The 25,144-nt window shown below is 71.4% G+C and carries 23 protein-coding genes; 12 read left to right on the top strand and 11 right to left on the bottom strand.

All coding sequences use genetic code 11. From position 1 onward, the window contains the following. The 4 genes from E1267_RS29730 to E1267_RS29720 form a co-directional block, all read right to left on the bottom strand. The coding region (locus E1267_RS29730; protein WP_132337232.1) for a hypothetical protein at positions 1–966 on the bottom strand (966 nt) is incomplete at its 3' end. A gap of 44 nt (positions 967–1,010) precedes the next feature. Further along, a complete protein-coding gene (locus tag E1267_RS29725) occupies positions 1,011–1,409 on the bottom strand; it encodes a YbaB/EbfC family nucleoid-associated protein (protein WP_132337230.1) in 399 nt (132 codons plus the stop codon). Positions 1,410–1,598: 189 nt separating this feature from the next. Next, the gene (locus E1267_RS44705; protein WP_161714834.1) at positions 1,599–1,745 is read right to left on the bottom strand and encodes a hypothetical protein; all 147 of its coding nucleotides are present in this window, start codon (positions 1,743–1,745) and stop codon (positions 1,599–1,601) included. Positions 1,746–1,794: 49 nt separating this feature from the next. Beyond that, entirely contained in the window at positions 1,795–3,678 is a 1,884-nt protein-coding gene (locus E1267_RS29720) for a glycoside hydrolase family 35 protein (protein WP_220449741.1), read from the bottom strand. Positions 3,679–3,770: 92 nt separating this feature from the next. Here E1267_RS29720 and E1267_RS29715 point away from each other — a divergent pair, with 92 nt between their 5' ends. From E1267_RS29715 to E1267_RS29680, 8 genes are all read left to right on the top strand, one after another. Beyond that, positions 3,771–4,787 (top strand): LacI family DNA-binding transcriptional regulator, encoded by a 1,017-nt coding sequence (locus E1267_RS29715; RefSeq protein ID WP_132337228.1) that lies wholly within the window; start codon positions 3,771–3,773, stop codon positions 4,785–4,787. Between the two features lie 136 nt (positions 4,788–4,923). Then, positions 4,924–6,246, top strand: coding sequence for a carbohydrate ABC transporter substrate-binding protein (locus tag E1267_RS29710; protein WP_132337226.1), 1,323 nt, complete (start codon positions 4,924–4,926; stop codon positions 6,244–6,246). Between the two features lies 1 nt (position 6,247). After that, positions 6,248–7,231, top strand: coding sequence for a carbohydrate ABC transporter permease (locus E1267_RS29705; protein WP_246064338.1), 984 nt, complete (start codon positions 6,248–6,250; stop codon positions 7,229–7,231). Positions 7,232–7,243: 12 nt separating this feature from the next. Then, entirely contained in the window at positions 7,244–8,125 is an 882-nt protein-coding gene (locus E1267_RS29700; protein WP_132337224.1) for a carbohydrate ABC transporter permease, read from the top strand. 28 nt (positions 8,126–8,153) lie between these two features. Beyond that, positions 8,154–8,333, top strand: coding sequence for a DUF6903 family protein (locus E1267_RS29695; RefSeq protein WP_132337222.1), 180 nt, complete (start codon positions 8,154–8,156; stop codon positions 8,331–8,333). Further along, entirely contained in the window at positions 8,330–9,817 is a 1,488-nt protein-coding gene (locus tag E1267_RS29690; RefSeq protein WP_220449740.1) for an alpha-L-fucosidase, read from the top strand. The genes E1267_RS29695 and E1267_RS29690 overlap by 4 nt, the downstream gene beginning before the upstream one ends. A gap of 149 nt (positions 9,818–9,966) precedes the next feature. Then, positions 9,967–10,968 carry a hypothetical protein gene (locus E1267_RS29685; RefSeq protein WP_132337220.1) on the top strand — a complete coding sequence of 334 codons (1,002 nt, stop codon included), beginning with the start codon at positions 9,967–9,969 and terminating at the stop codon, positions 10,966–10,968. A 40-nt stretch (positions 10,969–11,008) separates the two neighbouring features. After that, positions 11,009–13,348: a discoidin domain-containing protein gene (locus E1267_RS29680; protein ID WP_132337218.1), complete on the top strand. Its 2,340-nt coding sequence runs from the start codon at positions 11,009–11,011 to the stop codon at positions 13,346–13,348. A 45-nt stretch (positions 13,349–13,393) separates the two neighbouring features. On the opposite strand, the gene E1267_RS29675 is transcribed toward E1267_RS29680, so the two are convergent. The 5 genes from E1267_RS29675 to E1267_RS29655 all read right to left on the bottom strand — a co-directional run bounded on the left by E1267_RS29675 (position 13,394) and on the right by E1267_RS29655 (position 19,209). After that, positions 13,394–14,887: a sodium:solute symporter family protein gene (locus E1267_RS29675; RefSeq protein ID WP_132337216.1), complete on the bottom strand. Its 1,494-nt coding sequence runs from the start codon at positions 14,885–14,887 to the stop codon at positions 13,394–13,396. A 36-nt stretch (positions 14,888–14,923) separates the two neighbouring features. Further along, a complete protein-coding gene (locus E1267_RS29670; protein ID WP_220449739.1) occupies positions 14,924–16,048 on the bottom strand; it encodes an N-acetylglucosamine-6-phosphate deacetylase in 1,125 nt (374 codons plus the stop codon). Continuing rightward, complete coding sequence (locus E1267_RS29665) at positions 16,045–17,361, bottom strand: neutral/alkaline non-lysosomal ceramidase N-terminal domain-containing protein (protein ID WP_132337214.1); 1,317 nt, start codon at positions 17,359–17,361, stop codon at positions 16,045–16,047. Before E1267_RS29665 ends, E1267_RS29670 begins: the two co-directional genes overlap by 4 nt. Beyond that, entirely contained in the window at positions 17,352–18,155 is an 804-nt protein-coding gene (locus E1267_RS29660; RefSeq protein ID WP_201761670.1) for a sugar isomerase domain-containing protein, read from the bottom strand. Before E1267_RS29660 ends, E1267_RS29665 begins: the two co-directional genes overlap by 10 nt. Positions 18,156–18,219: 64 nt before the next feature. After that, positions 18,220–19,209 carry a LacI family DNA-binding transcriptional regulator gene (locus tag E1267_RS29655; protein ID WP_132337212.1) on the bottom strand — a complete coding sequence of 330 codons (990 nt, stop codon included), beginning with the start codon at positions 19,207–19,209 and terminating at the stop codon, positions 18,220–18,222. Positions 19,210–19,309: 100 nt separating this feature from the next. Between E1267_RS29655 and E1267_RS29650 the strand changes: the two genes are divergently transcribed. From E1267_RS29650 to E1267_RS29640, 3 genes are read left to right on the top strand one after another with little or no spacing between them, the layout of a single operon-like run. Then, the gene (locus tag E1267_RS29650) at positions 19,310–20,581 is read left to right on the top strand and encodes an AGE family epimerase/isomerase (RefSeq protein ID WP_132337210.1); all 1,272 of its coding nucleotides are present in this window, start codon (positions 19,310–19,312) and stop codon (positions 20,579–20,581) included. After that, positions 20,578–21,351, top strand: coding sequence for a 6-phosphogluconolactonase (locus tag E1267_RS29645; RefSeq protein WP_132337208.1), 774 nt, complete (start codon positions 20,578–20,580; stop codon positions 21,349–21,351). The genes E1267_RS29650 and E1267_RS29645 overlap by 4 nt, the downstream gene beginning before the upstream one ends. Positions 21,352–21,390: 39 nt before the next feature. Beyond that, positions 21,391–22,722, top strand: a complete 1,332-nt coding sequence (locus tag E1267_RS29640) for a mannitol dehydrogenase family protein (protein ID WP_220449738.1) — start codon at positions 21,391–21,393, stop codon at positions 22,720–22,722. Positions 22,723–22,866: 144 nt separating this feature from the next. Here the strand turns inward: E1267_RS29640 and E1267_RS29635 are convergent, their stop codons facing one another. Further along, positions 22,867–23,229: a hypothetical protein gene (locus tag E1267_RS29635; protein ID WP_132337206.1), complete on the bottom strand. Its 363-nt coding sequence runs from the start codon at positions 23,227–23,229 to the stop codon at positions 22,867–22,869. 292 nt (positions 23,230–23,521) lie between these two features. On the opposite strand from E1267_RS29635, the gene E1267_RS29630 reads away from it, so the two are divergent. Continuing rightward, entirely contained in the window at positions 23,522–24,469 is a 948-nt protein-coding gene (locus E1267_RS29630; protein WP_132337204.1) for a GNAT family N-acetyltransferase, read from the top strand. 73 nt (positions 24,470–24,542) lie between these two features. On the opposite strand, the gene E1267_RS29625 is transcribed toward E1267_RS29630, so the two are convergent. Continuing rightward, positions 24,543–25,144 (bottom strand): hypothetical protein (locus tag E1267_RS29625; protein ID WP_220449737.1); only part of this gene is annotated, 602 nt, incomplete at its 5' end.

The raw sequence follows: 25,144 nt of genomic DNA, 5'->3' as shown, positions 1-25,144 counted from the left end.
ATCGGGGTGAGGGGACGGAAGCGGGGTGTAGCTGACCCGCGCCGCCGCCGGGATGCCGAGGCCGCCGGAGACCCCGGCGATGAAGGTGTAGGCCACGTGGGAGGGGTCGAGCTGCCCGCTGAGCGCCAGGCCGGGGACCGCGCCTCCCGTGCCTGCCAGCCCGCCCAGCAGCGCCTGGCCGTAGATGCTCTGCCCGTACGCCACGAGCCGGTCGCGTACGGCGAGCTGGGCCTCCGAGGCGAGGTACACCATGTCCCGGCTCAGCATGCGCGAGAGGCCCACGTTGGCGCCCGCGAACAGGGCTCCGGTCAGGGCGCCGCCGCCGGTGGACAGCGCGAGTGACGCGACGTCGAAGTCACCGGCCTCGCGGACCCCCCAGAGCTGCTGCGCCACCTGTACGCCGAGGTCGAGGCCGCCGCTGATCCCGGCGAACATCAGCATGTTGCTCAGCACGAGCCGCTTGATCGTCTGGATGCGGATGCGGGTCAGCAGCGTGTTGTGCTGGATGAGCTTGAGCACGGCCGGCCCGTTGATCCAGATCCACACCAGCAGCTTGACGATCATCGCGCCGAGCAGCGCCAGGGAGGCGTAGATCATCCACTCGGTGTGCTGCATCCGCACGCCGTGTTCGCGCAGGGCGGCCGCCTCGTCCCGCAGCGCCTGTTCCAGCAGGTCGAGGAGCGCCTCTCCGGACTGCCCGCCGGTGGTGTCCGGCTGCCCGCCGAGCGCGGCGAACACCTGCTCGAACGCCTCCTTGGCCGGGCCCTGCCATTCCCAGCCGCGCAACATCCGTACGACCGCGCCGGCGTCGTCCGCTCTGAGCCTGGCGAGGAGGTCCGCCAGGTTCTCCAGTGTCGAAGCCTGGGCGATGATGTCGTCGGCGGCGGCCTCCGGAAGCGCCCCGCCCGTCAGCGGCTGCGCCATCGGCTTCACGATGTCGGGTACGAGGCTGAGATCGAGCGCCATCGGACGGTGTCATCGCTTTCGGTCGGGGGGTGCTGGCCTGCTGGTCACATTGGCGGCCGTGGCCCCGGCGGCTTGCAGGGCCGCCGCAGGAACGCCTCGAAGCTCATGTCCTCGCCGAACAGATCATCGGTGGGTAGATCGGGTACGAAGGGCTCCATCACCTCCTTCATGTCGCCGCGCACCTGCCGGGCGGCCTTGCCGATCTGCTCGACGATCGAGGCGGACAGCTCCGACGGCGACAACTTGCGGTAGACCCGCGGGTCGAGGTCGATCGTCCGCACATCGCCGCGCGGGCCGACGGTCACGCTGACCATGCCGTCCTTCGACCTGGAGGTCGCCGACAGGTCCCGCACCTTCTCCTGCATCTGCTTGAGCTGCTCGGTCTGCTGGTTCACCTCCTGGACGAGCTGCTCAAGCAGTTTCCACTGCTCGTCACCTACCATCGGTTGCCCCTCACGTCGACACACAAGCACCGTACGTCCCGTGTACACCACGGACTATCGCAACGTACTCAATATCGACGGGGAACGGGAATACCGCTCCAACCAGGGCAAGCAGCCGGAATGCGTCTCGCAGCCCTCGTCGGAGTCGGCGCGCGCACGGCGTCCGTCGCCGAGCCGGTGGTTCAGGGGTCAGTGGCGGCGCGTCCTGAAGCGGTTCAGGAATCGCCGTACCTTCTGCTGCGTGTGCGGGTCACGGGCCATCCGCTTGGCCTTCTCGACGTTCTGTCTGCCCTTGGGGCTGCGCATGTACGCGCGTACCCGGTCCATGAGTGCCATGTGCCTGCCCCTACCCCCGCCTTGCCGGGTCACGCGCCCCGGCGGAGGGTCAGCCGAACTCCTCGACGTACTCCTCCACCGGTCCCAGCTCGGCACGGTCGCGCAGTTCCAGGACCGTGCCGAGCCGCTCCAGCTCCAGCACCGTCACGGTGTTCTCGCCGGCGCGCAGCAGCGGCGCCGGGCAGTACAGCGTGACCTGCGGCCCCACCTCCCAGTAGCGGCCGAGCAGGAACCCGTTGACCCAGACGAGACCGCGCCCCGACCCCGGCAGCGCCAGGAAGGTGTCGGCGGGCGTGTCGGCCCGCACGGTGGCGACGGCGAACCCGCTGCGCGTGGCCGGGGGGCCGGCGTCGAGCGCGCGGGCCGTCTCGGCCTCGGTCCACTCCTGCAGGGCGATCGGCGTGCTGTCCCAGCCCTGGACCATCCGCCGGTCGACGAGCACCGGGCCGATCAGGCCCTTGTGCCGGCCGAGGCCAGGCCCGTAGTTCACCCGGCCGAGGCTCTCGACCAGGACCTCCAGGCGCACGACGGCGCCTGCCCCGCGTACCGGGAATTCGCGGCGGTCGGGGCCGGCCTCGCCGAGGAACGTGCCGTCGCAGAAGACCAGGGCGCGGTCGCGTACGTCGGTGAGGACCAGCCGGTGCTCGCCCTCCGGGATGCGCGGGTGCGCGGTGTGCAGGACCATCCCCGCGTCGAGCCCGAGCCGCTCGAACGAGGCCGGCCGCGGCCCGGTCGAGGTGGGCGCGGGTACGGCGCCGAGCCCGGCGAGCAGGTCGGCCCGGTGCGCGAGGGGGACGCGCGCCGGCGGCAGCGTCGGCATGCGCTCCGGCACCCGTACGGGGCCGCGGGCGCCGAGCGCCTCCCGCAGGGCGAAGAACTTGGGCGTGAGCGTGCCGTCCTCGGCGACGGGCGCGTCGGAGTCGTAGCTGGTCACGGTGGGCTGCAACCGGCCGTCCTCCTCGTTGGCGCCGGCCCAGAGCCCGAAGTTGGTGCCTCCGTGCGCCATGTAGACGCTGACGCTGCCGCCGTCGGCGATGATGCCCTCGATGACGCGTACGGCGCTGTCCGCGCCGCGGACGTGGTGACGTTCCCCCCAGTGGTCGAACCAGCCGTTCCAGAACTCGGCGACGACGAACGGCTCGTCCGGCCGCCGCGCCGCGAGGAGGCGACGGGCAGCGTCGGGCTTGGAGCCCAGGGTGACGGCGGCCAGGGTGCCGGGCAGGGTGCCGCCGTCCTGCATCAGGTCGGTGGGGCCGTCGGCGGTGAACAGCAGCTCCGTGATGCCGCGGCTGGTCAGCGCCCCACGGTTCCAGCGCAGGTAGGCCTGGTCGTCGCCGTAGCTGCCGAACTCGTTCTCCACCTGCACCGCCACGACGGGCCCGCCCTCGGCGGCCTGCAGCGCGGCGATGCGCGGGATCAGCTCGTCGAACCAGCGGCCGACCGCGGCGGTGAACGCGGGGTCGGAGCTGCGCAGCGCGACGTCGCGGGCGGTGAGCCAGCTCGGCAGGCCGCCGTTCGACCACTCCGCGCAGATGTACGGCCCCGGCCGGACGACGACGTCGAGCCCCTCCTCCCCCACCATGCGGATGAACCGTTCGACGTCCCGCCAGCCGTCGAAGCACGGCGGGGCGTCCTCGCGGGGCTGGTGGAAGTTCCACGCCACGTAGGTGTCGACCGTGTTGAGCCCGAGGTCGGCGAGGCGGCGGATCCGGTCACGCCAGAGGCCGGGGTGGACGCGGAAGTAGTGCGCCCCTCCCGCCAGCATGCGGTGGGGCACGCCGTGCCGGTGCAGGCGGCGCCCGCGCCAGGTGAGCGCGCTCGCGGGCGCGCCGGCCGGCGCGTGAACCGGCGCATCAGCCCGCGCGTGGGCCGGCGCGTCGGCCGTGCTCGTCGTCCGGTCCGGGGAGGCATCAGGCGCGGGGAGCTCGATCACGGTGCGAGAGCCTATGTTATCGATGCCATCTGTAACAAACGCGATAGGATCCACCTGACGAGCCCGCGGGCAGGCCGCGAGAGAGGAGCGCCATGACCGGAGCCACCGAGCGGCCCGCGAGGCAGCCGAGCATGACCGACGTGGCGAGGACGGCGGGGGTGTCTGCGCAGACCGTCTCGCGCACCCTGCGCGACTCGCCCAACGTCAACCCGGAGACCAGGAAACGGGTGCTCGCCGCCGTCGAGCAGCTGGGCTACCGCTTCAACAACGCGGCCAGGGTGCTCTCCTCCGGGCGCAGCCACACCATCGGGCTCGTGCTGCTGCAGTCGGGCGGCTACTACTCGCGCTCGGCGGTGACCGCGGGGGTGGAGGCGGCGGCGGGCGAGGAGGGCTACGCGGTGAGCATCGCGACCATCGCCAGGCTCGACACCGGCCTGATGGAGCGCTCCCTGTCCAAGCTCGCCGACCAGGGCGTGGACGGCATCGTCATCGCCGTGCCACTGATCTCCGTGACGCAGAAGATGGAGGACATCACCCGCGACATCCCGACCGTCACCCTCGATGGCTCGCGAACCGCGAGCGCCCGGGTGCTCGGGATCGATCAGAAAGAGGCGGGCCGCATCGCCACGCGGCACCTGCTCGACCTCGGGCACCGCCAGGTGTGGCACGTCTCGGGGCCCGACGAGTGGATCGAGGCCCGGCAGCGGCGGCAGGGCTGGCAGGAGTGCCTGGCCGCGGCCGGCGTCGAGGCGCCGCCCCCGCTGGAGGGCGACTGGTCGCCCGACTCGGGCTATCGGCAGGGGCAGGTCCTCGCGATGATCCCCGACGTGACCGCCGTGTTCGCCGCCAGCGACGAGATGGCCTTCGGGGTGATCCGCGCCCTGCGCGAGGGCGGCAGGTCGGTGCCCGCGGACGTGTCCATCGTCAGCGTCGACGACATCGAGCTGGCGGCCTACTGCGCCCCGCCGCTGACCACCGTCAGGCAGGACTTCTACCGCTCGGGCGCGGCGGCCGTCGCGCTGCTGCTGCGGCAGGCCGACGCCGGCGAGACGCTCGTCACCGCGTCGCTCTCGGTGCGGGCGTCCACGGCGCCGCCGCGCTCCCGCTGAGCCCTCATGGGGTCGTTCCAGGAAGTACCCTCTTGCGTCGGCCATGTTATCGATGCCACTGTAACAACGTCCGGACCCCGGACCCGTTCCTCCGCCCCGTCAGGTGGGCAGCCGAAAACGGAAGGATCCCACAACCATGAGGAGATCACTCGTCCTCGCGAGCGCCGCGATCACGGCGCTCGGACTGCTCACCGGCTGCGCGGCCGAAGGGGACGGCCAGGACTCCGGCACGACGACCCTCAGCGTCGCCGCCCTCGAAGGCGGATACGGGCGCGACATGTACACCAAGGTCATCCAGGCGTACGAGCGCGCGCATCCCGGCGTCGACGTGCAGCTCCAGATCTCGAAGAGCATCGAGGACGAGATCACCCCCAACATGAAGGCGGGGCGCTTCCCCGACGTCGTGGTGCTGGGGCAGGGCCGCAAGGCCGCACTCACCGAGACCCTCATCAAGGACAAGGCCCTAGAGGACCTCACGCCCGTGCTGCAGGCGAAGGTCCCCGGCGAGGACAAGACCGTCGGCGACAAGCTCATCGAGGGCATCGTCGGCAACCTCAACACCAATCCCTACGGCGACGGCAAGACGTACACGATGCCGATGTACTACGCGCCGACGGGCCTGTTCTACAACAAGGGCCTCTTCGACAAGAAGGGCTGGAAGGTCCCCGCGACCTGGGACGAGATGTTCGAGCTCGGCGAGAAGGCCAAGAAGGACGACGTCGCGCTGTTCACCTACCCGACCGCCGGCTACCTCGACTCCTACTTCTTCTCGCTGCTGGCCGACATCGGCGGGGAGCAGTTCTACACCGACGTCATGACGTACAAGCAGGGTGTGTGGCGGACGCCGCAGGCCCGGCAGGCGCTCGACCTCACGGCCCGGCTGCTGAAGTACGCCGCGCCGACCACGGTCGGCTACGCCAACGAGCAGGACTTCACCAAGAACCAGCAGTCCGTGCTGGACAACAAGGCGCTGTTCATGCCGAACGGGACGTGGATCGTCGGCGAGATGGCCGACGCCCCGCGCGCCGACGGCTTCGCGTGGGGTCTGACGCCGCTGCCCGCGGTCACCGAGGGCGGCAAGCGCTACATCACGACGTCGGTCGAGTCGGTCTGGGTCCCCGCCGCCGCCAAGAACAAGGACGCGGCCAGGGACTTCGTCGCCTACCTCTACTCCGACGAGGCGGCCAAGATCTTCGCCGCGTCGGACGCGATCCAGCCGATCGAGGGCGTCGCCGGCAGCCTGACCGAGGAGAACGCCGAGTTCTACAAGGTCTACGAGGACCCGTCGGTCGCCGCCCTCGTCGGCGGGTTCGCCAGCACCGCGCCGGTCAAGGGCGTCGACATCAAGGCCACGCTCTTCGACACCGCCAACAGCGTCATCAGCGGCGACAAGACCCTGGACCAGTGGCAGACCGCGCTCCACGAGGCCAGCGAGAAGCTGCGCCAGGCGGGTGGGTGACGTGCCCGGCAACCCATCGGGCACCCTGCCGCCGCGCACCGCGACGCGGCGCGCGGCAGGGCCCGCACCCGGCCGGCGCGGCGCGTCCGGTTCCGCACCGCGCCGTCGCGGCAACGGTCTCTTCGTGCTCGCCAGCCTGCTGCCCGCGCTCGTGCTCTTCGCGGTGTTCATGGTCGTCCCGACCCTGAACGTGTTCCGGATGTCGTTCTACACCTGGAGCGGCTTCTCCCCCGACATGCGTTTCGTCGGGCTGGACAACTTCACCGCGCTCCTCGACGACGCGCAGTTCGTCCGCGCGTTCCAGAACACCGTCGCGCTGCTGGTCGTCGTGACCGTGGTGACGATGGGCACGGGCCTGTTCCTGGCGGCGGTCATGACGCGGCAGCGGCTGCGGGGCCGGAGCCTCTACCGGTTCGTCCTCTACGTCCCGAGCGTGCTGTCGGTGGTGGTCATCGCGGCGATCTTCTCCGCCGTCTTCGACCAGGAGAACGGCCTGATCAACGGCACGTTGCAGGCGCTGTCGCTCGACGGGCTGCGCCAGGTCTGGCTCGGTGACCAGGACCTTGTGCTCTGGTCGGTGGCGATCGCGATGGTCTGGCAGTCGCTCGGCTACTACATGGTCCTCTACATGGCCGGCATGGCGAGCATCCCCGAGGACGTGTACGAGGCGTCCGCGCTCGACGGCGCGTCCCCGGTGCGGCAGTTCTTCGCCATCACCCTGCCGCTCATCTGGCAGAACCTCCGCACGACGCTGACCTTCTTCGTCATGAGCGCGGTCAACCTCAGCTTCGTGCTCGTCCGCGCCATGACCGGCGGCGGGCCCGACGGCTCGTCGGAGGTGCTGCTGAGCTACATGTACAAGCAGGCCTACACGAACTCGTCGTACGGCTACGGCATGGCCATCGGCGTCGTCATCTTCGCCTTCTCCTTCCTCGTGTCGCTGCTGGTGAGCCGGGCGACACGACGTGAGCCCCTCCAGTTCTGAGGACCACCACCCATGACCACGATCACAAGCGCCGCACGGCCGAGACCCGGCAGGGCGCTGACCTACGTCCTCGTCATCGCGATCGCCCTGGCCATCGCGGTGCCGGTCGCGTGGGTGCTGCTCGCCTCGCTCAAGGGGAAGAGCGAGTTCTACGGCAGCCCCTGGACGCTGCCGGAGGGCCTGCACCTGCAGAACTACGTCGACGCGTTCGTCACCGCGCGCATGGGCCACTATTTCCTCACCTCGGTGCTCGTCACGGTGCTCGGGCTCGTGTTCGTCGTGGCGGTGTCGGTGCCGGCGGCCTACGTCGTGGCGCGGTACGAGTTCCGCGGCCGCGGCCTCGTGGAAGTCGCGCTGCTGGCCGGATTGTTCGTCAATGTCAACTACATCGTCGTGCCGATCTTCCTCATGCTCGTCGGCTGGGACCGCGCGCTCGTCGACGTGTTCCCCGGCGGCTTCTTCATCGACAACCCCGCCGTCCTCTCGCTCGTCTACGCGGCCACCTCGATCCCGTTCACCGTCTACCTGCTCGCCGCGTACTTCCGGTCGATCCCCGTCGACTTCGAGGAGGCGGCGGCCCTCGACGGGGCCTCCCGCTTCCAGATCATGACCCGGGTCATGCTGCCGATGGCGCGGCCCGCGCTCACCACCGTGCTGCTGTTCAACTTCCTGGCCTACTGGAACGACTACATCATCGCGCTCACCCTGCTCCCGGGTGAGGGCAAGACGCTGCAGGTCGGCCTGCTCAACCTGATGACCGCGCAGAAGGCCGCGGCCGACTACGGCCGCCTGTACGCCGGCATGGTCATCGTCATCGTCCCCGTCCTCATCTTCTACGCGCTCATCCAGCGCCGGCTCATCGAAGGCATGGCGTCCGGCGGCGTGAAGGGCTGACCGGCGCTCCCCGGCGAGAGGAATCGTCATGAAGCAATCGACGCGCAGCGCGCTGCTCGTCACCGCAAGGACACTCGTCGCGGCGGGCTGCGTCGCCGTGGTCGTCGCCGCCCGATCGACGGTCGGGTGGAGCAACCTGGCGATCATGCTTGTCGCGCTGGCCGGGCTGCTGGCCGTGCTGGCCTCGTACAACCGGAGGTTCCGGTGAGCGCGCGGCGGACCGGCGCCGTCCCGGACGGGCGGGCGCTCGTGCGAGTACGTCCGAGCAGCCGCCAGCTCGCCTGGCAGGAGATGGAGTTCTACGGCTTCGTCCACTTCGGCATGAACACGATGACCGGCCGTGAGTGGGGCGAGGGACACGACGACCCGGCCGCCTTCGACCCGGCCGATCTCGACGCCGACCAGTGGGTCACGGCGTTGCAGGCCGCCGGAATGACCGGCGTGATCCTCACCTGCAAGCACCACGACGGCTTCTGCCTGTGGCCGAGCGACGTCACGACGTACTCGGTGGCGTCGTCGCCGTGGCGCGGCGGCCGGGGCGACGTGGTCGCGGAGGTGGCGGACGCGGCGCGGCGGCACGGGCTGCGGTTCGGGATCTACCTGTCGCCCTGGGACCGCCACGAGGCCTCGTACGGCTCCGGCGCCGCGTACGACGACTTCTACGTGGCCCAGCTGACCGAGCTGCTCACCCGGTACGGACCGGTGTTCACGGTCTGGCTGGACGGCGCGAACGGCGAGGGCCCGAACGGCAGGCGGCAGGTGTACGACTGGGAGCGGTACTACGCGGTGGTCCGCGAGCTGCAGCCCGACGCGGTCATCAACGTGTGCGGGCCCGATGTGCGCTGGTGCGGCAACGAGGCCGGGGCGACCCGCCCCGACGAGTGGAGCGTGGTCCCGCGAGCCCTTCAGGACGCCGAGCGGATCGCGGACCGCTCGCAGCAGGCCGACGACGGCGCGTTCGCCCGTCTGGTCCGCAGCGACGACCGCGACCTCGGCAGCCGCGCCGCGCTGGCGGGGCACGAGGACGACCTGGTGTGGTATCCGGCGGAGGTCAACACCTCGATCCGCCCCGGCTGGTTCCACCATCCCGCCGAGGACGACCAAGTCCGCTCCGCGGACACGTTGTTCGACATCTACCTGCGTTCCGTCGGCGGCAACTCCTGCTTCCTGCTCAACGTCCCTCCGGCGCGTGACGGGCGGATGCGGGACGCCGACGTGGCGGTGCTGGAGCGGCTCGGGCGGCGCATCGACGACTTCAGGAGGCGGCGGGCCAAGGCGGTCGCGACGGTGTCGTCCGGCTCCCCCGGCGACGTCGCGACCGCCTGGCCCGCCGGGTCGCCCGCCGGGTCGCCTGGTGGGTCGCCTGGTGGGTCGCCTGGTGGGGGCCGTACGCCGTGGCGGCCGGACGGCGACGACCCGCTGCCCGGTCTGACGCTCACGTTCGCCGGGCCCCGTCCGATCGAGGCGGTCGTCGTGGGCGAGGACGTCGCGCAGGGGCAGCGCATCGAGCACGTCGTCGTCCGGGGGCACGGGGACGGCGGGTGGGAGCGGCTCGCCGAGGCGAACGCCGTGGGTTATCAGCGCGTTCTGACGTTCCCGGCGGCCGAGGTGGACGCGGTGCGGATCGAGATCCCGCAGTTCCGGGACACCCCGGTGGTCGCCCGGGCGGCCGCGATCGAGGCGACGCCATGAAGCCCTCCGCGAAGAAGCCTCCCGCGAGGAAGGGCACCGTGAAAGGCCGCGGGAAGGGCCCGGTCACTAAGGGCCCAGTCACTAAGGGCCCAGTCACGAAGGGCGCGGGGCGCAGGCCGTCGCGGCGGGCAGCCGTCCTGATCGCCGGCGTGTGCGCCGTGCTCGCCGCGCTCCTGCTGACCGGCGCGGTCATCAGCCAGCGCGGCGGCGAGGTCGCCTCCGTCGCAGGGCACGCCGTGACCAGGGTCGAGCTGCTCTTCCACATGCGGCGGCTGGCCCCGGCCGTGCAGAACGAGCTGCGCAACCGCTACCACCTCACGGGCGCCGTCGACTGGGAGGCGCGGGCCGGCGACCGCAGCGCGCTCCAGCGGCTGGCCGAGCGCGCGCTCGATGAGGTCAAGCGGGACAAGACGACGCTCATCCTGGCGAAGGAGCAGGGGCTGGTCGATGCGGTCGACCACGCCGCGTTCCTCGATGAGCTGGCCGAGGAGAACGAACGGCGCGCGCGGGCCCTCACCAGGGGCGAGGTCGTGTACGGCCTGACGGAGTTCTCGCCCGACGAGTACTACTCGCACCGGCTCACCGAGCTCACCACCCGGCTGAAGCAGCGGCTCAGCGCGGACGCGGACGGCCCGCTGCACGTGGGCGACGCCGACGTCCGGCGGGAGTTCGACGCCCACCCGGACGCCTGGAGCGCCAACGCGACGACGTACACGTACGCCAAGCTCGTGGTGCCGGTCACGGACGGCGCGTCCGCCGGGCGCCTGGCGGGCCTGCAGAGGCGGGTGGACGACGCCGGCCGGCTCGCGGACCTCGCCGGCGAGCCGGGCGCCCGGCTCACGAAGGCCACGCACATGGGCGGCGGCATGGCCGCCCACCAGCAGGACCTCATGGCGGTGCTCGGCGGGCTCGCGCCGGGCGAGATCTCCGCCCCGGTCCGGGGCGACGGCCAGGTCACCTACTACGAACTCACCGGCAAGTCCGTCGATGAGGACGCGGCGTTCGCCGAGTACGCGCGGCGGATCCGGCAGTCGCTCATCGACAAGAAGTTCGGCGCCTACCTCCAGCGCCGCGTGGACGACGGTCACGTCACGGTCGACACGGCGGCAGTGGAGGCCATCACCACAGAGGAAGTTCACAGTGAAACCTGACGGCACCACACCCCCCGGCGCTCCGGCCCGGCGGCGGCCCGTGACACGGGCGCTCCGCACGGGCCTGGCCGCCCTGCTCGCCGCGCTCGTCACGGCCTCGCTCGCCCCCGCCGCGCCCGCTGCAGCGACGGCCCCCGGCAGCGTCTCCGACCGTGCCTCCGACCGGGCCTCCGACCGGGCCTCCGACCGGGCCGGCAAGCGGGACCTGCCCGGCAACGAACCGAACCGGACCGGCGGCACCGACTACTACGTCGACGCCACGAACGGCCGCGACGACGCCGCCGGCACCTCGCGGAGGACCGCCTGGCGCAGCCTGGCCAAGGTCAGCGCCACGACGTTCGGGCCGGGCGACCGCATCCTGCTCAAGGCCGGCGAGCAGTGGCACGACGAGCAGCTCTGGCCGAAGGGCTCGGGCCGCGCGAAGCGGCCGATCACCATCTCGGCCTACGGCGACCCGCGCGCCCGCCTGCCCTACATCGCGACCAACGGCAAGGTGCCGAACCCGTTCCGCGCCGACGGCACGAAGAACCCCGAGACGGTGGGCCTGACCGGGGCCATCGTGCTGCGCAACCAGCAGTACTTCGAGATCGACCACGTCGAGCTGTCCAACGACGACGACTTCGCCACCGACATCACGACCGGCACGTACGTCCGCGACGGCATCTCCGTCTCCATCAACGCCGACCTGCTGGAGGCCGGCGCGGACAGCGTCATGGACCACTTCCGCGTCTCCGACGTCCACGTCCACGACCTCGACGGCCCGAGCACCTGGCAGAAGATCCATTACGGCGGCGTCAACTTCCAGGTCTTCGGCGGCAAGAGCTACAAGGAGTACGGCACCGGCGGCCACTACTTCAAGGACGTCAGGATCGAGAACAACATCTTCAAGAAGGTGGAGCTGCACGCCGTGCAGTTCGCGTTCAACTGGTTCGCCGCCGACGGTCAGGACGCCGGTGAGTACGACGAGAGCGGCAAGTTCCACGAGGGCTGGGAGCAGCTCTGGGTGCGCACCCGCGACCTGTACAGCCGTGACGTCTCCATCAGCCACAACTACGCGGAGAGCGTCGGCCAGGGCGCGTTCCAGTTCGCCAACAGCAAGAACCTGATCTCGGAGTACAACGAGGTCAACGGATTCCTCCAACGCTACGACGCGGTGTCGTGCGGGCTCTACCTGTGGGCGGGCGCCGACTCGGTCATGCAGTACAACGAGGTCTACGGCGGCCCGGACAACGAGTTCGACGGCACGCCATGGGACCTGGAGTACACGAACTTCAACGTCACCTACCAGTTCAACTACTCGCACGACAACGCGGCGGGCTGGATGGCGTACATGGGCAACAGCTCGAACTCGGTCGCGCGCTACAACCTGAGCGTCAACGACAACGGCGTGCTCGTGAAGAACATGTTGTCGACGAACTACTCGCCGACCTACTTCGCGAACAACACGTTCGTGTACGACGGCGCGGACCTCGACACCTTCCACGACGAGACGTTCCTGAGCACCGTCTACTTCCTGAACAACATCTTCTACAACACCTCGAGGACGGATGCCACGCCGTGGTACCGCCGCACCGGCGCGCTGCGCCAGGCGGTGTTCTCCAACAACGACTACTACGAGGCGAGCGGCACCCACTCCGCGCAGGAGCCGGCGGACCCGCGCGGTCTGCGCGTCGATCCGAAGTTCGCGGGCGACCCCGCCGACTACGTCACCGGGGCGGGCGTGAAGAACATCCGCAAGGCGGCCGCGCACTTCAGGCTCCGTGGGAACTCCCCGCTCATCGACGCCGGCCGCTACAACCCCCACCTCGGCACCGAGGACTTCCTCGGCACCCACATCTACTACGGCGACGCGCCCGACATCGGCATGGCGGAGAGCCGCAGGGGCAAGAAGGTCACCGATCCGGTGGACGACGACCCCATCGAGGACGAGACCGGCGACGACCGCGTCAACCTGGCCCTCGGCAAGTCCGTCAGCGCCAGCTCCACCCATCCGGGCGCGAACGGCACGCTCGTCGCGAAGAACCTGACCGACGGCGACCCGGCGACCCGCTGGGCGGCGGCCGACGACGCCTCCTACCCGATCACGCTGGACGTCGACTTCGGCGCGGACACCACGTTCGACGAGGTGTACCTCGACGAGTACACCGACTCGGGCACCAACCCCCGGGTGAGGTCGTACGAGCTGCAGCGGTGGGACGCCGCCGGCGGCTCCTGGGTGACGTTCGCCCAGGGATCCGACGGCATCGGCCACGACGCGTCCGTCACCGGGTTCGGTGACGTCACGACGTCCAAGCTGCGGGTGTCGCTCACCGAGCGGCTGCCCGGCGAGGAGTACAGCCCGACGATGACGGAGATCGCCGTTCACCGCGCGGCCGGATGACCACGGTACGGGGTGGACGTGCCGGCGTCCGCCCCGTACCTCCGGCTAGTGCTGACGCGGGGCGGTCTCGGGCTGCTCTTCGTCCAGCGAGTCGACCAGCGCGTCGGCCTCGGCGTCGTGTGCCGGAGCGACCAGGCCGACGAGCACGAACACCGCCAGCGCCGACAGGACGGGGGCGGCCACCTCCACGGTCTGGCTCTGACCGGGGAAGACGTACTTCAGGAGCGCGAAGACCACGAGCCCGGTCGCCCAGGAGCCGATCGCGGCGGCGGGACCGCTGCGGCGGAACATCGGCAACATGCCGAGCAACATCGGGATGGCGATCGGCCCGACCAGCGCGCCGAACCAGAGGATCAGCAGGCCGAGCACGCCGCCGAAGCTGTCAGCGCCGAGCGCGATGCCCATCGACAGCGCGATGAACAGGAACGTGGAGACCCGGCCGGCCAGCAGCTCGGACGTGGACGACATCCGCTGGGCCCGCTTCCAGACCGCGGGGATGATGTCCCTGATCACCACCGAGGAGATGGCGTTGGCGTCGGAGGACGTCATGGCCATGGTGTGGGCGAACATCCCGGCCAGCACGAGCCCGATGAGCCCGCCGGGCAGCAGCTGCTGGGTCAGCAGCGCGTACGACTGGTCGGGCTCGGCCAGGTTGGGGAGCAGGACCGGCGCGGCCCACATGGGGAAGAACAGCACGAGGGGCCAGAAGAGGTAGAGGCCCGCGGAGAACAGCGCTGCGCGCCTGGCCGACCGGCCGGTCGGCGCGGCGATGAACCGCTGGGCGAGGTTCCACGTGCCGCCGTTGTAGGAGAGCGTGTTGATCAGCAGGTAGACCAGGACGAAGCCCATGGTGTACGTGCCGTTGAACGGCTGGCCGTGTCCTTCGGGCAGCTTGTCCCACAGCGTCCAGATCGCGGACACGCCGCCGAGCTGGGCGAGCACCGCGACGAACAGCGTGATCCCCGCGACGAGCTGGATGACGAACTGGCCGAGGTCGGTGAGCGCGTCGGCCCACAACCCGCCGATCGTCGAGTAGACCAGCGTGACGCCGCCGGTGAGCAGCACGCCCCAGGCGATCGGCACGCCCGCGAACACCTGGAGCAGCAGCGCGGTCGCCGCCCACTTGGCGCCCACGTCGAAGACCTTCAGCGCGGTGCCGCTCCACGCGAGCACCTGCTGAGCGGGCACGTTGTAGCGGGTCGCGAGATATTCCAGCGGCGAGATGATGCCGAGCCGCTGCCGCAGCCGTGGCCAGCGCGGCGCGAACAGCACCGACCCGACCAGCATCGCGAACGTGATGCCGATCGCCCACCAGACGTACAGGGTGAACCCGGCGGTGTAGGCGATCGCCGCGTAGCCGACGAACACCGCTGAGCTGTATCCCGACATGTGGTGCGAGATGCCGGACAACCACCAGGGCATTCTGCCTCCGGCGGTGAAGAAGTCCTTGGCGTCACGGATGCGGGACTTCGCCCAGACACCGATCGCGATCATCACCACGAAGTAGCCACAGATCACTAGCCAGTCGAGAAAGCCCATGAGGTCTCCCAGTTGGGGGGTGGGGAGCGGTGCGGTTCAGGCGCCGTGAACGGGCACGCCGTTCACGAGGGTGCGCAGGACGGACAGGTCGGACGTGGTGACGATCAGGTCGGCGGGCGCGCCGGGCTCGATCCGGCCGCCCTCGGTTCCGAGCAGCCGGGCCGGGTTCACCGCGGCCAGGCGCAGCGCGGTGGCGAGGTCGATCTCCGTGTGGGTGACCGCCCAGGCGACGCACTCGATCAGCGAGCTACCTGAACCGGCCAGCAGGTCGGTTCCCGGCAGCGTCACCCGGCCGTCCTCGCGTACGGTGATCCGGCCGCCGACCGGGGTCGTGTAGTCGCCCGGCGCGCATCCGGCCACCGTGACGGAGTCGCTGACGAGCAGCGCCCGGCCGGTTCCCTTGGCCCGCACCATCGCGGTGAACGTGTCGGCCGGCAGGTGGTGGCCGTCCGCGATGAACGTCGCGGCGAGCCGGTCCTCCGCGAGTTGCGTCCAGATGTAGTTGGGATGGCGGCGGATCATCGCGTGGGCGCCGTTGCCGAGGTGGGTGGAGAGCCGCGCGCCCGCCCGTACGGCCGCCTCGATGTCGGCGGGCGCCGCCGCCGTGTGCCCGATGGACACGATGACGTCGCTCCGGGAGAGCTCGGCGATGTAAGGGACGGCGCCCGGCCGCTCGGGGGCCAGCGTGACGATCCTCACGAGGCCGCCGCCCGCCTCCTGCCAGCGGCCGAACTCGGCGAGGTCGGGGTCGCGCAGGTGGCGGGCGTCGTGCGCGCCCCGCGGCCCGTCCTCGGCCGCCAGGCTGGGCCCTTCGACGTGCACGGCGGGTACGGCGTGCCGGACCAGCGGATCGGCCCGCCTCGCTGCCGCGATCACCCGCAGGTTCCTCACGATCCTGTCCTCGGGCGCGGTGACGATCGTGGGGCACCACGTCGTGGTGCCGCGCCTCCACAGCTCCCGTGTCAGCTCGGCCACGTCGCCGGCCGACAGGTCGTCCGCGTTGACGTCGCGGCCGCCGTACCCGTTGACCTGGAGGTCCACCAGGCCGGGCAGGACCAGCACGTCGGGGGCGTCGCGGAGTTCGGTGACCGCGGCGATGCGCGGTCCGTCCAGTTCGACGCGTACGGGACGCCCGTCGGCGAGCCTGCCCTCGACCTTCACCGTGCCTCCCCTGCCAGGGTCCTGGCGGCGGCCATGACCAGGCGGCCGGCTTCGGGGGTGAACGCGGCGCGCAGCCCGTAGGCGCGGTGGGCCTCGCAGATCTCGTAGCCGCCCGCCTCGTAGTGCGCTTCCGGGTAGGGCAGGTAGCCGGGGACCCCGCCCGTGTAACCGGCGACGAGGAGCCCGGGATCGCCGAGCGCGGCGCGCAGTTCCACGGCGAACTCGACGAAGGGCTCGCAGGGCAGGAACACCAGCGGCACGCCGCCCCACCGGTGCACGGCGACCTGGACCTCGACCGCCTCCGGCCCCGGGTCGGCCAGCTGGGCGCGCGCCCAGTCTGCCCAGATGCCGTCGGGTTCGTCCGCGAGCGCCCGCAACCGGTCCGGCGCGAGGGGTTCGCCGAGCGGCAACTCGACCCGCGCGGCGGCCACCGACACCTGCCCAGAGACCGGCCCAGAGACCGGCCCAGAGACCGGCCCAGAGACCGGCCCAGAGACCGGCGCTGTGACGTGTTCTGCCGGGGCGGCGAGCGCGGCCTCTGCCACCCGGGCGCCGATGCGTTGCGCGGCCTCGAAGGTCCTGCCCGGCCGCGGCCCGGTGCCGCGCAGGCTGTCGAGCGCGGTGTGCCCGGTGTTGAGCTGGCCGCAGCAGCCCTGGAGGAACATCGCCACGCCGCCGGTCCTGGCCTGTACGTGCCGCCGCGCGTACCCGGGCCAGTCGGCGGTGATCCGGAGGTTGTCGGGGCCGAGCGTCACCGGGTGGCAGGCGTAGGAGAACACGGCGGCGATGGGCTCGCCGTCCACGCGCTCCAGCCGTACGACGGGGACCACGGAGTCGGTGAGGCTCCCGCCGCGCCGGTTGCTCGCGACGCCGTGCAGTGTGCCGCTGCCCCGGCGGAGCACGGCGGGCGTCAGCGCGCCGAGCGCGGCCCGCGCGGCTCCGGCGATCCGCGAGCAGGCGTGCCGCACGTACGCGGGGTCGGCGACCCCGCCGATGCCTCCCCCGGTCACCGCGGGTCCGGCGTGCGTGTGCGTCACCGCCACGGCCACCCGTTCCTCCGGGATTCCCGTACGTTCACGCACGTCGCGGGCGATGCTCCGGGTGGTCTCCGGGTCGAGGGCGATGAGGTCGGCGCAGACCACGACGGAGGTGGTCGTACCGTCGGAGACCGCCACTGCCGTGGCCTGCAGCGGGTCGTGCACGGCGGTGGACGCGGAGGTCCTGGCGGCGTAGCCGGCGAGCGAGCCCCCGGGTGGCGGCGTGATGTCGGTGACCGCGGCCCCGGCGAGCAGGCCGTTCCCCGTCACAACCATCGGACCCGCCCCCGGAAGCGGTCGAGGAAGAGCGCGTTGCGTTCGTCGCCGCCCGGCGCGTTCCCGCTGCGCCAGATCTCGGGAACCGTGCCGCGTTCGGCGAGCTCGGCGATCGCCGCGGCCATGACGCAGTTGAGCGTGTACGCGTTGGCGAACGTCGATATGGCGCCGACCCGCTCGGGCACCCCCTCGATCTCGAGTACGGCGTCGCCGACCGGCACCTTCGTGTCGATGTGCAGATCGACGAGGTCGTGCAGGTTCTGCCGGGTGGGATGCCTGGCCGGATGATCAGGCGCGGTCCTGTCGGCGTGTTCCCTGGAGGAGACGCCGATGACGGTGACGCCGCGCTCGCGCGCGGTCAGCGCGGCGTCGATGAGCGCGGCGTTGATGCCGTAGGCGTTGACCAGGATGAGCAGGTCGCCCGCTCCGAGCCGGTTGTCCTCGATGACGACGCGGCCGTAGCCGGGGGTGCGTTCGATGGCCATCGAACGCAGCGCGCCGCCGGACAGCAGCGTGCCCTCGTCGAGGATCGCGCTGACGTTGACCAGGCCGCCCGCGCGGAAGAACACCTCCTGCGCGGCGAGGTTCGAGTGCCCGCCAGGGCCGTAGACGTAGATCAGCCGGTCCGTCCCCCGCACGGTGATGTGGTCGGCCATGAGCGCCGCCGCCGCCCCGACGGCGTCGGCCTCCTCGGTCTCGATCCTGCCGATCAGGCCCGCGACCTGCTCGGCGTACGTGCGCATGAGCGACGCGTGCCGGCCGTCGGGCCGCCCGTTGGGCCGTCCGTTTCGCACCCTGCAAGCTCCTTATGACCGATGAAAGCGATTGCAGGCATTCAAGACCACGGCCGAACCCTGGTCAAGAGGCCGGCCACGGTCCCGTGGAGTCGCGCGCCACGAACACGCCGGGCAGCCTGTGGTGTTCCGGCGCGCCGCCGGGCGCTTCGATCCTCCTGGTCAGCACCTGGACCGCGGTGGCGCCGAGACCGTCCATCGGCGCGGTCACCGTGGTCAGGCTCGGCGTCACCGTACGGGCGAGCAGCACGTCGTCGCAGCCCACGACGCTGCGCTCGCCGGGCACGGGGACGCCCCGCCCGGCCAGTTCGGCGAGCACCCCGCACGCGGTGAGGTCGTCGAAGGCGAACGCCGCGGTGGCGTCGGTCTCCAGCAGCGCGGCGCCGGCCTGCCTGCCGCCCTTGAACGTCGCCCGGAACGGCCCGAGCTCGATGAGCTCGACCCCGCGGCCCCGCGCCCACCTGCGGATCGCATGCGAGCGCCGGGCCGCGGCCCACGACGCGCTCGGCCCGGCGAGCAGCGCGAACCTGCGGTGACCGTGCTTGTGCAGATGCTCGCCCGCGTCGAACAGCGCGCTGGTGTTGTCGCAGATCACCGACGACAGGTCGCGCAGCGGCCGGTTGAGCAGGACACAGGGAAGCCCCTTCGCCGCCTCGCGCAGCGCGGCCGACGACGAGCGCGGCGAGGCCACGATCACCCCGTCCACCCTGCCGCGCAGCCGGGCGACGTGCCTCACCTCCGCCGCCGCGCTCTCCTCCGCGTCGACCAGCATGACCGAGCTGCTCATCCGCTCCGCCGTACGCTGGATCGACCGCACGAGCAGCGGGAAGAACGGGTTGGTGATGTCGGAGACGATCAAGCCGATCGTCTCGGCCCGGCCCGTGACCAGCCCGCGCGCGGCCGGGTTGGGCAGGTAGCCGAGCTCGCGGGCGACGGCCGTCACCTGGTCCCTGACCGCCGGGCTGACCAGCTCGGGGCGGTTGAAGACCCGCGACACGGTCGCCGCCGAGACGCCGCACCGCCGGGCGATGGAGTAGATCGTCGGCTTGCTCAACCCGCGCTCCTCGGCCTCGGCTCACCCCAGCTTGACCGGAGTACTCTAGCGGAGCAAGAATCCATGCAATCGCTTTCATCGTTTCGCAGGAAAGGACGGCATGGGTTCCGAGCAGCCCGAGCAGGTCGCCCGCCACCAGCTCGAGGAGGTCGTCCTCCCGTTCTGGCTGGAGAACGGCATCGACACCGAGCACGGCGGGTTCTTCACCTGCTTCGACAACCGCGGCAGGCGCCTGCTGTCCACCGACAAGTTCACCTGGTCGCAGGGGCGTTTCGTGTGGCTGCTCGCCCGCGCCGCCCGGCTCGCCGACCGGGGCCTGCTCTCGCCGGACCGGCTCGGCGCCGGCTCCGCCACGCTCATCGGGCACGCGGAACGCGGCGCGTCCTTCCTGCTCGACCACGCCGTCGGCCGCGACGGCCGGTGCGCCTACGTCCTCGACCGGCGGGGCGGCACGGCGCTCGACGAGCACGGCCGGCCGCTGCCCGCGGAGCGCAGCGTCTTCGCCGACGCCTTCGTCGCCATGGGGCTCGCCGAGCTCACGAGGTACACCGGCTCGCCCGTCCACCTGCCGGCCATCGACGCCATCGTGCGGCGGATCGCGGACGACGTGGAGGCGGGCGATCCGCCGACGCCGCCGTACCCGCTGCCGCCCGGCTGCTCGGGGTTCGGCGCCCGCATGATCGTCCTCAACGCCCGGCTCGACCAGGCACGCGCCCACGAGTCCGCCTCGGCAGGCCGGACGAACCCGTACACGGACGAGCTGCGCGCCGCGCGCAGCGCCATGCTCGCGCACCGGGAGGACGGCGGGCTGTTCACCGAGACGTTCGTGGCCGATCCCGGCATGCGCGACACGATCCTGGCCCGGCACCGCACTCCCGGCCACGCGCTGGAGGGCATCTGGATGGCGCTGGAGGCGGGCGAGGCACTCGGCGAGAGCGGCGACGTCGGCGACCTGCTGGCCGGCGTCCCGGCCCTGTGCGCGGCGGGGTGGGACGACGAGCACGGCGGGCTGTTCCGCTACGTCGGCGTCTCGGGGAGGCCGGCGGGAGGGCCGTACGAAGACCTGGTCAGGCGCACCTGGTCGACCAAGTTGTGGTGGGTGCACACGGAGGCCGCCTACACCACCCTGCTGGCGGCCGAGCGTTACGGCGACCGTGAGGCGGCCCGCTGGTTCGACCGGATCTGGGACTACACGATCGGTACGTTCCCCGGCGGAGCGGACGGCGAGGAGTGGATCCAGATCAGGAACCGGGCAGGGGAACCCCTCGACGAGGTCGTCGCGCTGCCGGTCAAGGACCCGTACCACATCGCCAGGAACCTCATGCAGATCATCGAGCTCCGTGAGCTCCGCTCCCAGGGAGGACGGACGTGACGGCCGCGAACGCGGACCCCTTGATCGAACGGACGGCCGGGCACCTCGGTGTCCGGATCTTCAGCGACAGGGCGCAGGCCGGCGCCGCGGCGGCGCGGGCCGCGGTCGCGGCGTTGCGCGCGGTGCTCGCCGCCCGCGGCGAGGCCAGGGTCGTCTTCGCGGCCGCTCCCTCACAGCGGGAGACGCTGGCCGGGTTGCGCGCGGCCGAGGGCATCGACTGGTCCAGGGTCACCGTCTTCCACATGGACGAGTACATCGGCCTGCCCGCCGGCGCGCCCCAGCGGTTCGGCCGGTTCCTGCGCGAGGAGCTCTGGGATGCCGTACGTCCCGGCGCCGTACACGTGATCGAGCCCGGCGACGACCCCGAGGCCGAGAGCGCCCGCTACGCCGGGCTTGTCGGCAGTGCCCCGATCGACCTGGTCTGCCTGGGCATCGGCGACAACGGCCACCTGGCGTTCAACGATCCGCCGGTGGCGGACTTCGCCGACCCCCTCGTGGTCAAGGTGGTCGAGCTCGACGAGGACTGCCGGCGGCAGCAGGTCGGCGACGGGTGCTTCGCCACACTCGCCGAGGTGCCCCGGCGGGCGATCACGCTGACCGTTCCCACGCTGATGGCCGGTCGCACGCTGGTTGCCACCGTACCCGGCGCGGGCAAGCGGGCCGCGCTCGCCGCCGCGCTCGACGGGCCGGTCAGCGAGAGCTGCCCCGCCTCCGTCCTGCGCACCCACCCGGCCTGCACGCTCTTCGCCGACCTGGAGGCGTACCGGTGAGCCCCATGGCGAGCCCGTGGTGAGCCCGTGGTGAGCCCGGTGAGGCTCAGCCGCGCCACCCTGTCCAGGGTCGCGCCGGACGCGCGCCCGCTCGCCGAGCCGCGCGCCACCGGCGTCGTGCACCTGGGCATCGGCGCCTTCCACCGGGCCCACCAGGCCGTCTACACCGAGCGGGCCATGGCCGCGGCCGGTGACGATCGCTGGGGCATCTGCGGGGCGACCCAGCGCAGCACCGACGTGGCCGACCGGCTCCGCCCTCAAGACTGTCTGTACGGCGTGCGCGCCGGCGATGAGGCCCGCGTGGTCGGCTCCGTACGGGAGGTGCTCGTTCCCGGCGACGACCTGGCGGCGCGGCTCTCCGCCCCGGAGACGGCCGTGGTCACGCTGACCGTCACCGAGCGGGCGTACCGTCCCGATCCTCGGGGCGCGGTCGCACGGCTCGTCGCGGGGCTGCGCGCCCGCGCCGCCGCGGACGCGGGCCCGCTCACCGTCATCTCCTGCGACAACCTGCCCGGCAACGGCGCCATCCTCGCCGGGCTCGTCGCGGACCTGTGCGAGCCTCCCCTGCTCGGGTGGGTCGAGCGGAACGTGACGTTCCCCGCCTCCATGGTGGACCGGATCGTCCCGGCGACCACGCAGGCCGACCTGGACGACATGGCGGCCAGGCTGGGCGTGGTCGACCTGGGCGCGGTCGTCACCGAGCCGTTCACCCAGTGGGTGATCGAGGATCGTTTCGCCGGTGACCGGCCGGCCTGGGAGCGGGCGGGCGCGCTGCTGGTGGGGGACGTGCGGCCGTACGAACGCATGAAGCTGCGCCTGCTCAACGGCAGCCATTCGGCCATCGCCTACCTGTCGGGCGCCGAGCACGTGTCGGAGGCAGTGAGCGATCCCGCGTTCGCCGGATACCTGCGCCGGCTGATGGACGACGACCTGTCGCCCACCCTGGAAGGGCTGGCGGGGTTCGACCTCGCACGCTACAAGGAGTCGTTGATGGTCAGGTTCGCCAACCCCGGCCTGCGGCACCGCGTCTCGCAGATCGCGGTGGACGGCTCGCAGAAGCTGCCGCAGCGCCTGCTCGACCCGGCCCGCGAGCGGCTGGCGGCCGGGTACGAGCCCCGGTGGATCGCGCTGGCCGTGGCCGGGTGGATGCGGTACGTCACCACGGCCCGCGACCTGGCCGACCCGCTGGCCGAGCGACTGCGCGGCGAGGAGACGGCCTCCGCCTCGGCCACCGTGGACCGGCTGCTGGCGATCGAGGAGATCTTCGGCACCGACCTGCCGGACGACCCGGTCTTCCGCGAACTGGTCACCGACCGCCTGGAACGGCTGACCGCCGACGGCCTGCCCGCCACCCTCCGCGCGCTCGTGTAGTGGTACGGACCACACTCCGGCGCATCCTCACCGAGCTCATCGACACCCGGCTGACGCCGCGCGACCCGCTGCCCAGCGAACGCGAGCTGATGCAAAGGCGAGGAGGCTGACCATGATCGCCTGTGGCGGCAGCGGGAGGGTTGTTCAGCCAACGGAGCCGCTGAGGTCGCTGGTGCCGCCGCCGCTTGTTCCTGAGCCTGCGGTGCTGGTGATGCGCTGGCCGTCGACATAGGCGACGGCACTCACCGAGCCGGCGCCCAGGCGTCGTATGGAAAGGCTCCAGGTGTCCTTGCCCTGTTCGGCGAGGGTGATGTCCTTCCGCCAGGGAGGCGTCACCTGGGGCTCGGTCGTGGGGCGGCCGTTGATGACGTAGGTGATGGCGAAACGTCCTTCGCCCGTGACATCGAAGGTGAGGGTGTGCGGCTCGTCACTGGAGGAGCAGGCAGCCAGCAGCACGGTGGCGGCGGCCGACGCCAGCGAGCGCGTCCATCTGCCCGATGCGGTCATACGATCAATAAACCACAGCAGAACACCGCAATGCTTGTCATAGATGGTTTGGCTACTCTGCTCTGCTTACGGCGGTTCGCCGGACAGAACCGCTCGCTGGGATACGAGGGCATGAGGGAAAGGGCTTGGCACGGCGACCGGTGATCGGATAGACCTTGCAGCCGGACCAACGACACCGAAAGGAGGGATAAGCGATGACGATGTCCATGCTCACCGCGCTTGTCTCCTCCCGGGGCGCTGACCGCGCCTGACCCGGAGCGGACGGGCGCCCTCACCGGAGAGTGCCTCGACCGTGGAACGAAACGACCTGACCGTGCGCCCGATCACCGGGTGCGAAGAACTCGACCTTTTCATCCGGCTCCCCTACACCCTCAACGACGAACTCGCCGACGACCTCACAGCCGGCCGCCGGCGACCGGAATGGACGTGGGTCGCCCTGCGCGGCGACCGCCTGGTGGCCAGGGCCGCCTGGTGGTGCCGTACCGGCGACGACGCGCCCTTCCTGCTCGACGTCTTCGACCTCGACGACGACAGCGGCACGGGCGAGGACCGCGTGGACGTCGGCGTGCGGCTGTTGCGGACCGCCATGGCCGCCGTGGTGCCGGCCGGGGCCCGTCCGCCCGAGTACGGCCGCGCCGTGCCGCCCGGCTGGCGTGACGACCCGGCGGCCAGCCGCGTCGTCGAGGAGCGCATGGCCGCGCTGGAACGGACCGGCGCCCGCCTGTTCGTCGAACGCCTCCGCCTGGAGTGGCGTGCGGGAACGCCGGTTTCCGAGCCGAGCGGGCGCCTGAGGTTCCGGCCGGTCCGCGACACCGAGGAGATCCTCTCCCTGATGACGCTGGTCCTCGACGGCACGCTCGACGCGCACAGCAGGGACGACCTGAGCCGGCTGTCTCCCCGTGAGGCCGCCGTCAGGCACTACGAGGACGAACTCGCCCACTACCGCAGCCCGCGCGACTGGTGGCGGATCGCGACGTTGCCGGACGGCGAGCCGGTGGGGTTCGTCACCCCGGCCCGCAACGACTACAACGCCGTCATCGGCTACCTCGCCGTGCTGCCCGCGCACCGGGGCAACGGCTACATCGACGACATCCTCGCCGAAGGCACCCGCGTCCTGGCCGCGCAGGGCGTCCCGCGCATCCGGGCGGCCACGGATCTCGGCAACGTACCCATGGCGAACGCCTTCCAGCGCGCCGGGTACGTCAACTTCGAACGCATGATCAACATGGCCTGGGGGTGAGCCGGACGGGGTCGTCACCCCAGCCGGACCGGCCGGGCGTGCGGCTCCCCCGGGGCGGGATGCGCCGGCCGCCTCAGCCTGTGAGGTTCTTGAGCGTCTCTCTCGCGATCTCCTCCGCGCCCTGCAGGAGTTCCTTCTCGGGAACGGGCCGGCTGTTCTTGTCCGAGAGGATCTCGCGGCCCTTGTTGTCCGTGCCGTGGAAATGGATGTCGATGGTGGTGTTGCCCCTGACGACGAGGATCCAAGCCATCGCCGTACGCCTTTCGGTGTGCTCGTTGTAGATCGCGTACGCCCCGTCGCCCAGGTCGCCGACCTCCCTGATCTCTCCGTGTTCGGTGAAGTAGGGGTCACCCTTGGTCTGGCCTGACTGGTCGCGCATCGAGCGCCACATGGACTCGGCGTCGTCCCGGGCGGAGTCGTTGTCCGGCCAGACGTTGACCTTGAGGCTGATCGACCGGCTCTGGTTGTAGCCGTTCTTCATGTGGTAGCCCTTCTGGTCCCACCTGCAGTCCTTGCGCTTGGCGCCGTACCCGTCCTTGGCGACGCCCGGCTCCGACTCGCTCTTGGGCGCCAGCCGTGAGGTCAGGCTCGCCGAGAGCAGGTCGCACACCTCGGGCGTGTCCTGCAGCGGCGGGAAGGTGGAGGTCACGGTGGAGGAGGGGGTCGGCTGCGCCG

Source organism: Nonomuraea longispora (assembly GCF_004348345.1).
Classification (GTDB): Bacteria; Actinomycetota; Actinomycetes; order Streptosporangiales; family Streptosporangiaceae; genus Nonomuraea; species Nonomuraea longispora.
The sequence above is the reverse complement of the archived record's forward strand: the minus strand, read 5'-3'. Positions and strand labels throughout refer to the sequence as shown.

What these genes read in the sequence shown, in the direction of transcription:
- E1267_RS29725 (WP_132337230.1), bottom strand. Translation starts at nt 1,409, where the DNA reads ATGGTAGGTGACGAGCAGTGGAAACTGCTTGAGCAGCTCGTCCAGGAG.
- E1267_RS44705 (WP_161714834.1), bottom strand. Translation starts at nt 1,745, where the DNA reads ATGGCACTCATGGACCGGGTACGCGCGTACATGCGCAGCCCCAAGGGC.
- E1267_RS29715 (WP_132337228.1), top strand. Translation starts at nt 3,771, where the DNA reads ATGACCGGAGCCACCGAGCGGCCCGCGAGGCAGCCGAGCATGACCGAC.
- E1267_RS29710 (WP_132337226.1), top strand. Translation starts at nt 4,924, where the DNA reads ATGAGGAGATCACTCGTCCTCGCGAGCGCCGCGATCACGGCGCTCGGA.
- E1267_RS29700 (WP_132337224.1), top strand. Translation starts at nt 7,244, where the DNA reads ATGACCACGATCACAAGCGCCGCACGGCCGAGACCCGGCAGGGCGCTG.
- E1267_RS29695 (WP_132337222.1), top strand. Translation starts at nt 8,154, where the DNA reads ATGAAGCAATCGACGCGCAGCGCGCTGCTCGTCACCGCAAGGACACTC.
- E1267_RS29675 (WP_132337216.1), bottom strand. Translation starts at nt 14,887, where the DNA reads ATGGGCTTTCTCGACTGGCTAGTGATCTGTGGCTACTTCGTGGTGATG.
- E1267_RS29665 (WP_132337214.1), bottom strand. Translation starts at nt 17,361, where the DNA reads ATGGTTGTGACGGGGAACGGCCTGCTCGCCGGGGCCGCGGTCACCGAC.
- E1267_RS29650 (WP_132337210.1), top strand. Translation starts at nt 19,310, where the DNA reads ATGGGTTCCGAGCAGCCCGAGCAGGTCGCCCGCCACCAGCTCGAGGAG.
- E1267_RS29635 (WP_132337206.1), bottom strand. Translation starts at nt 23,229, where the DNA reads ATGACCGCATCGGGCAGATGGACGCGCTCGCTGGCGTCGGCCGCCGCC.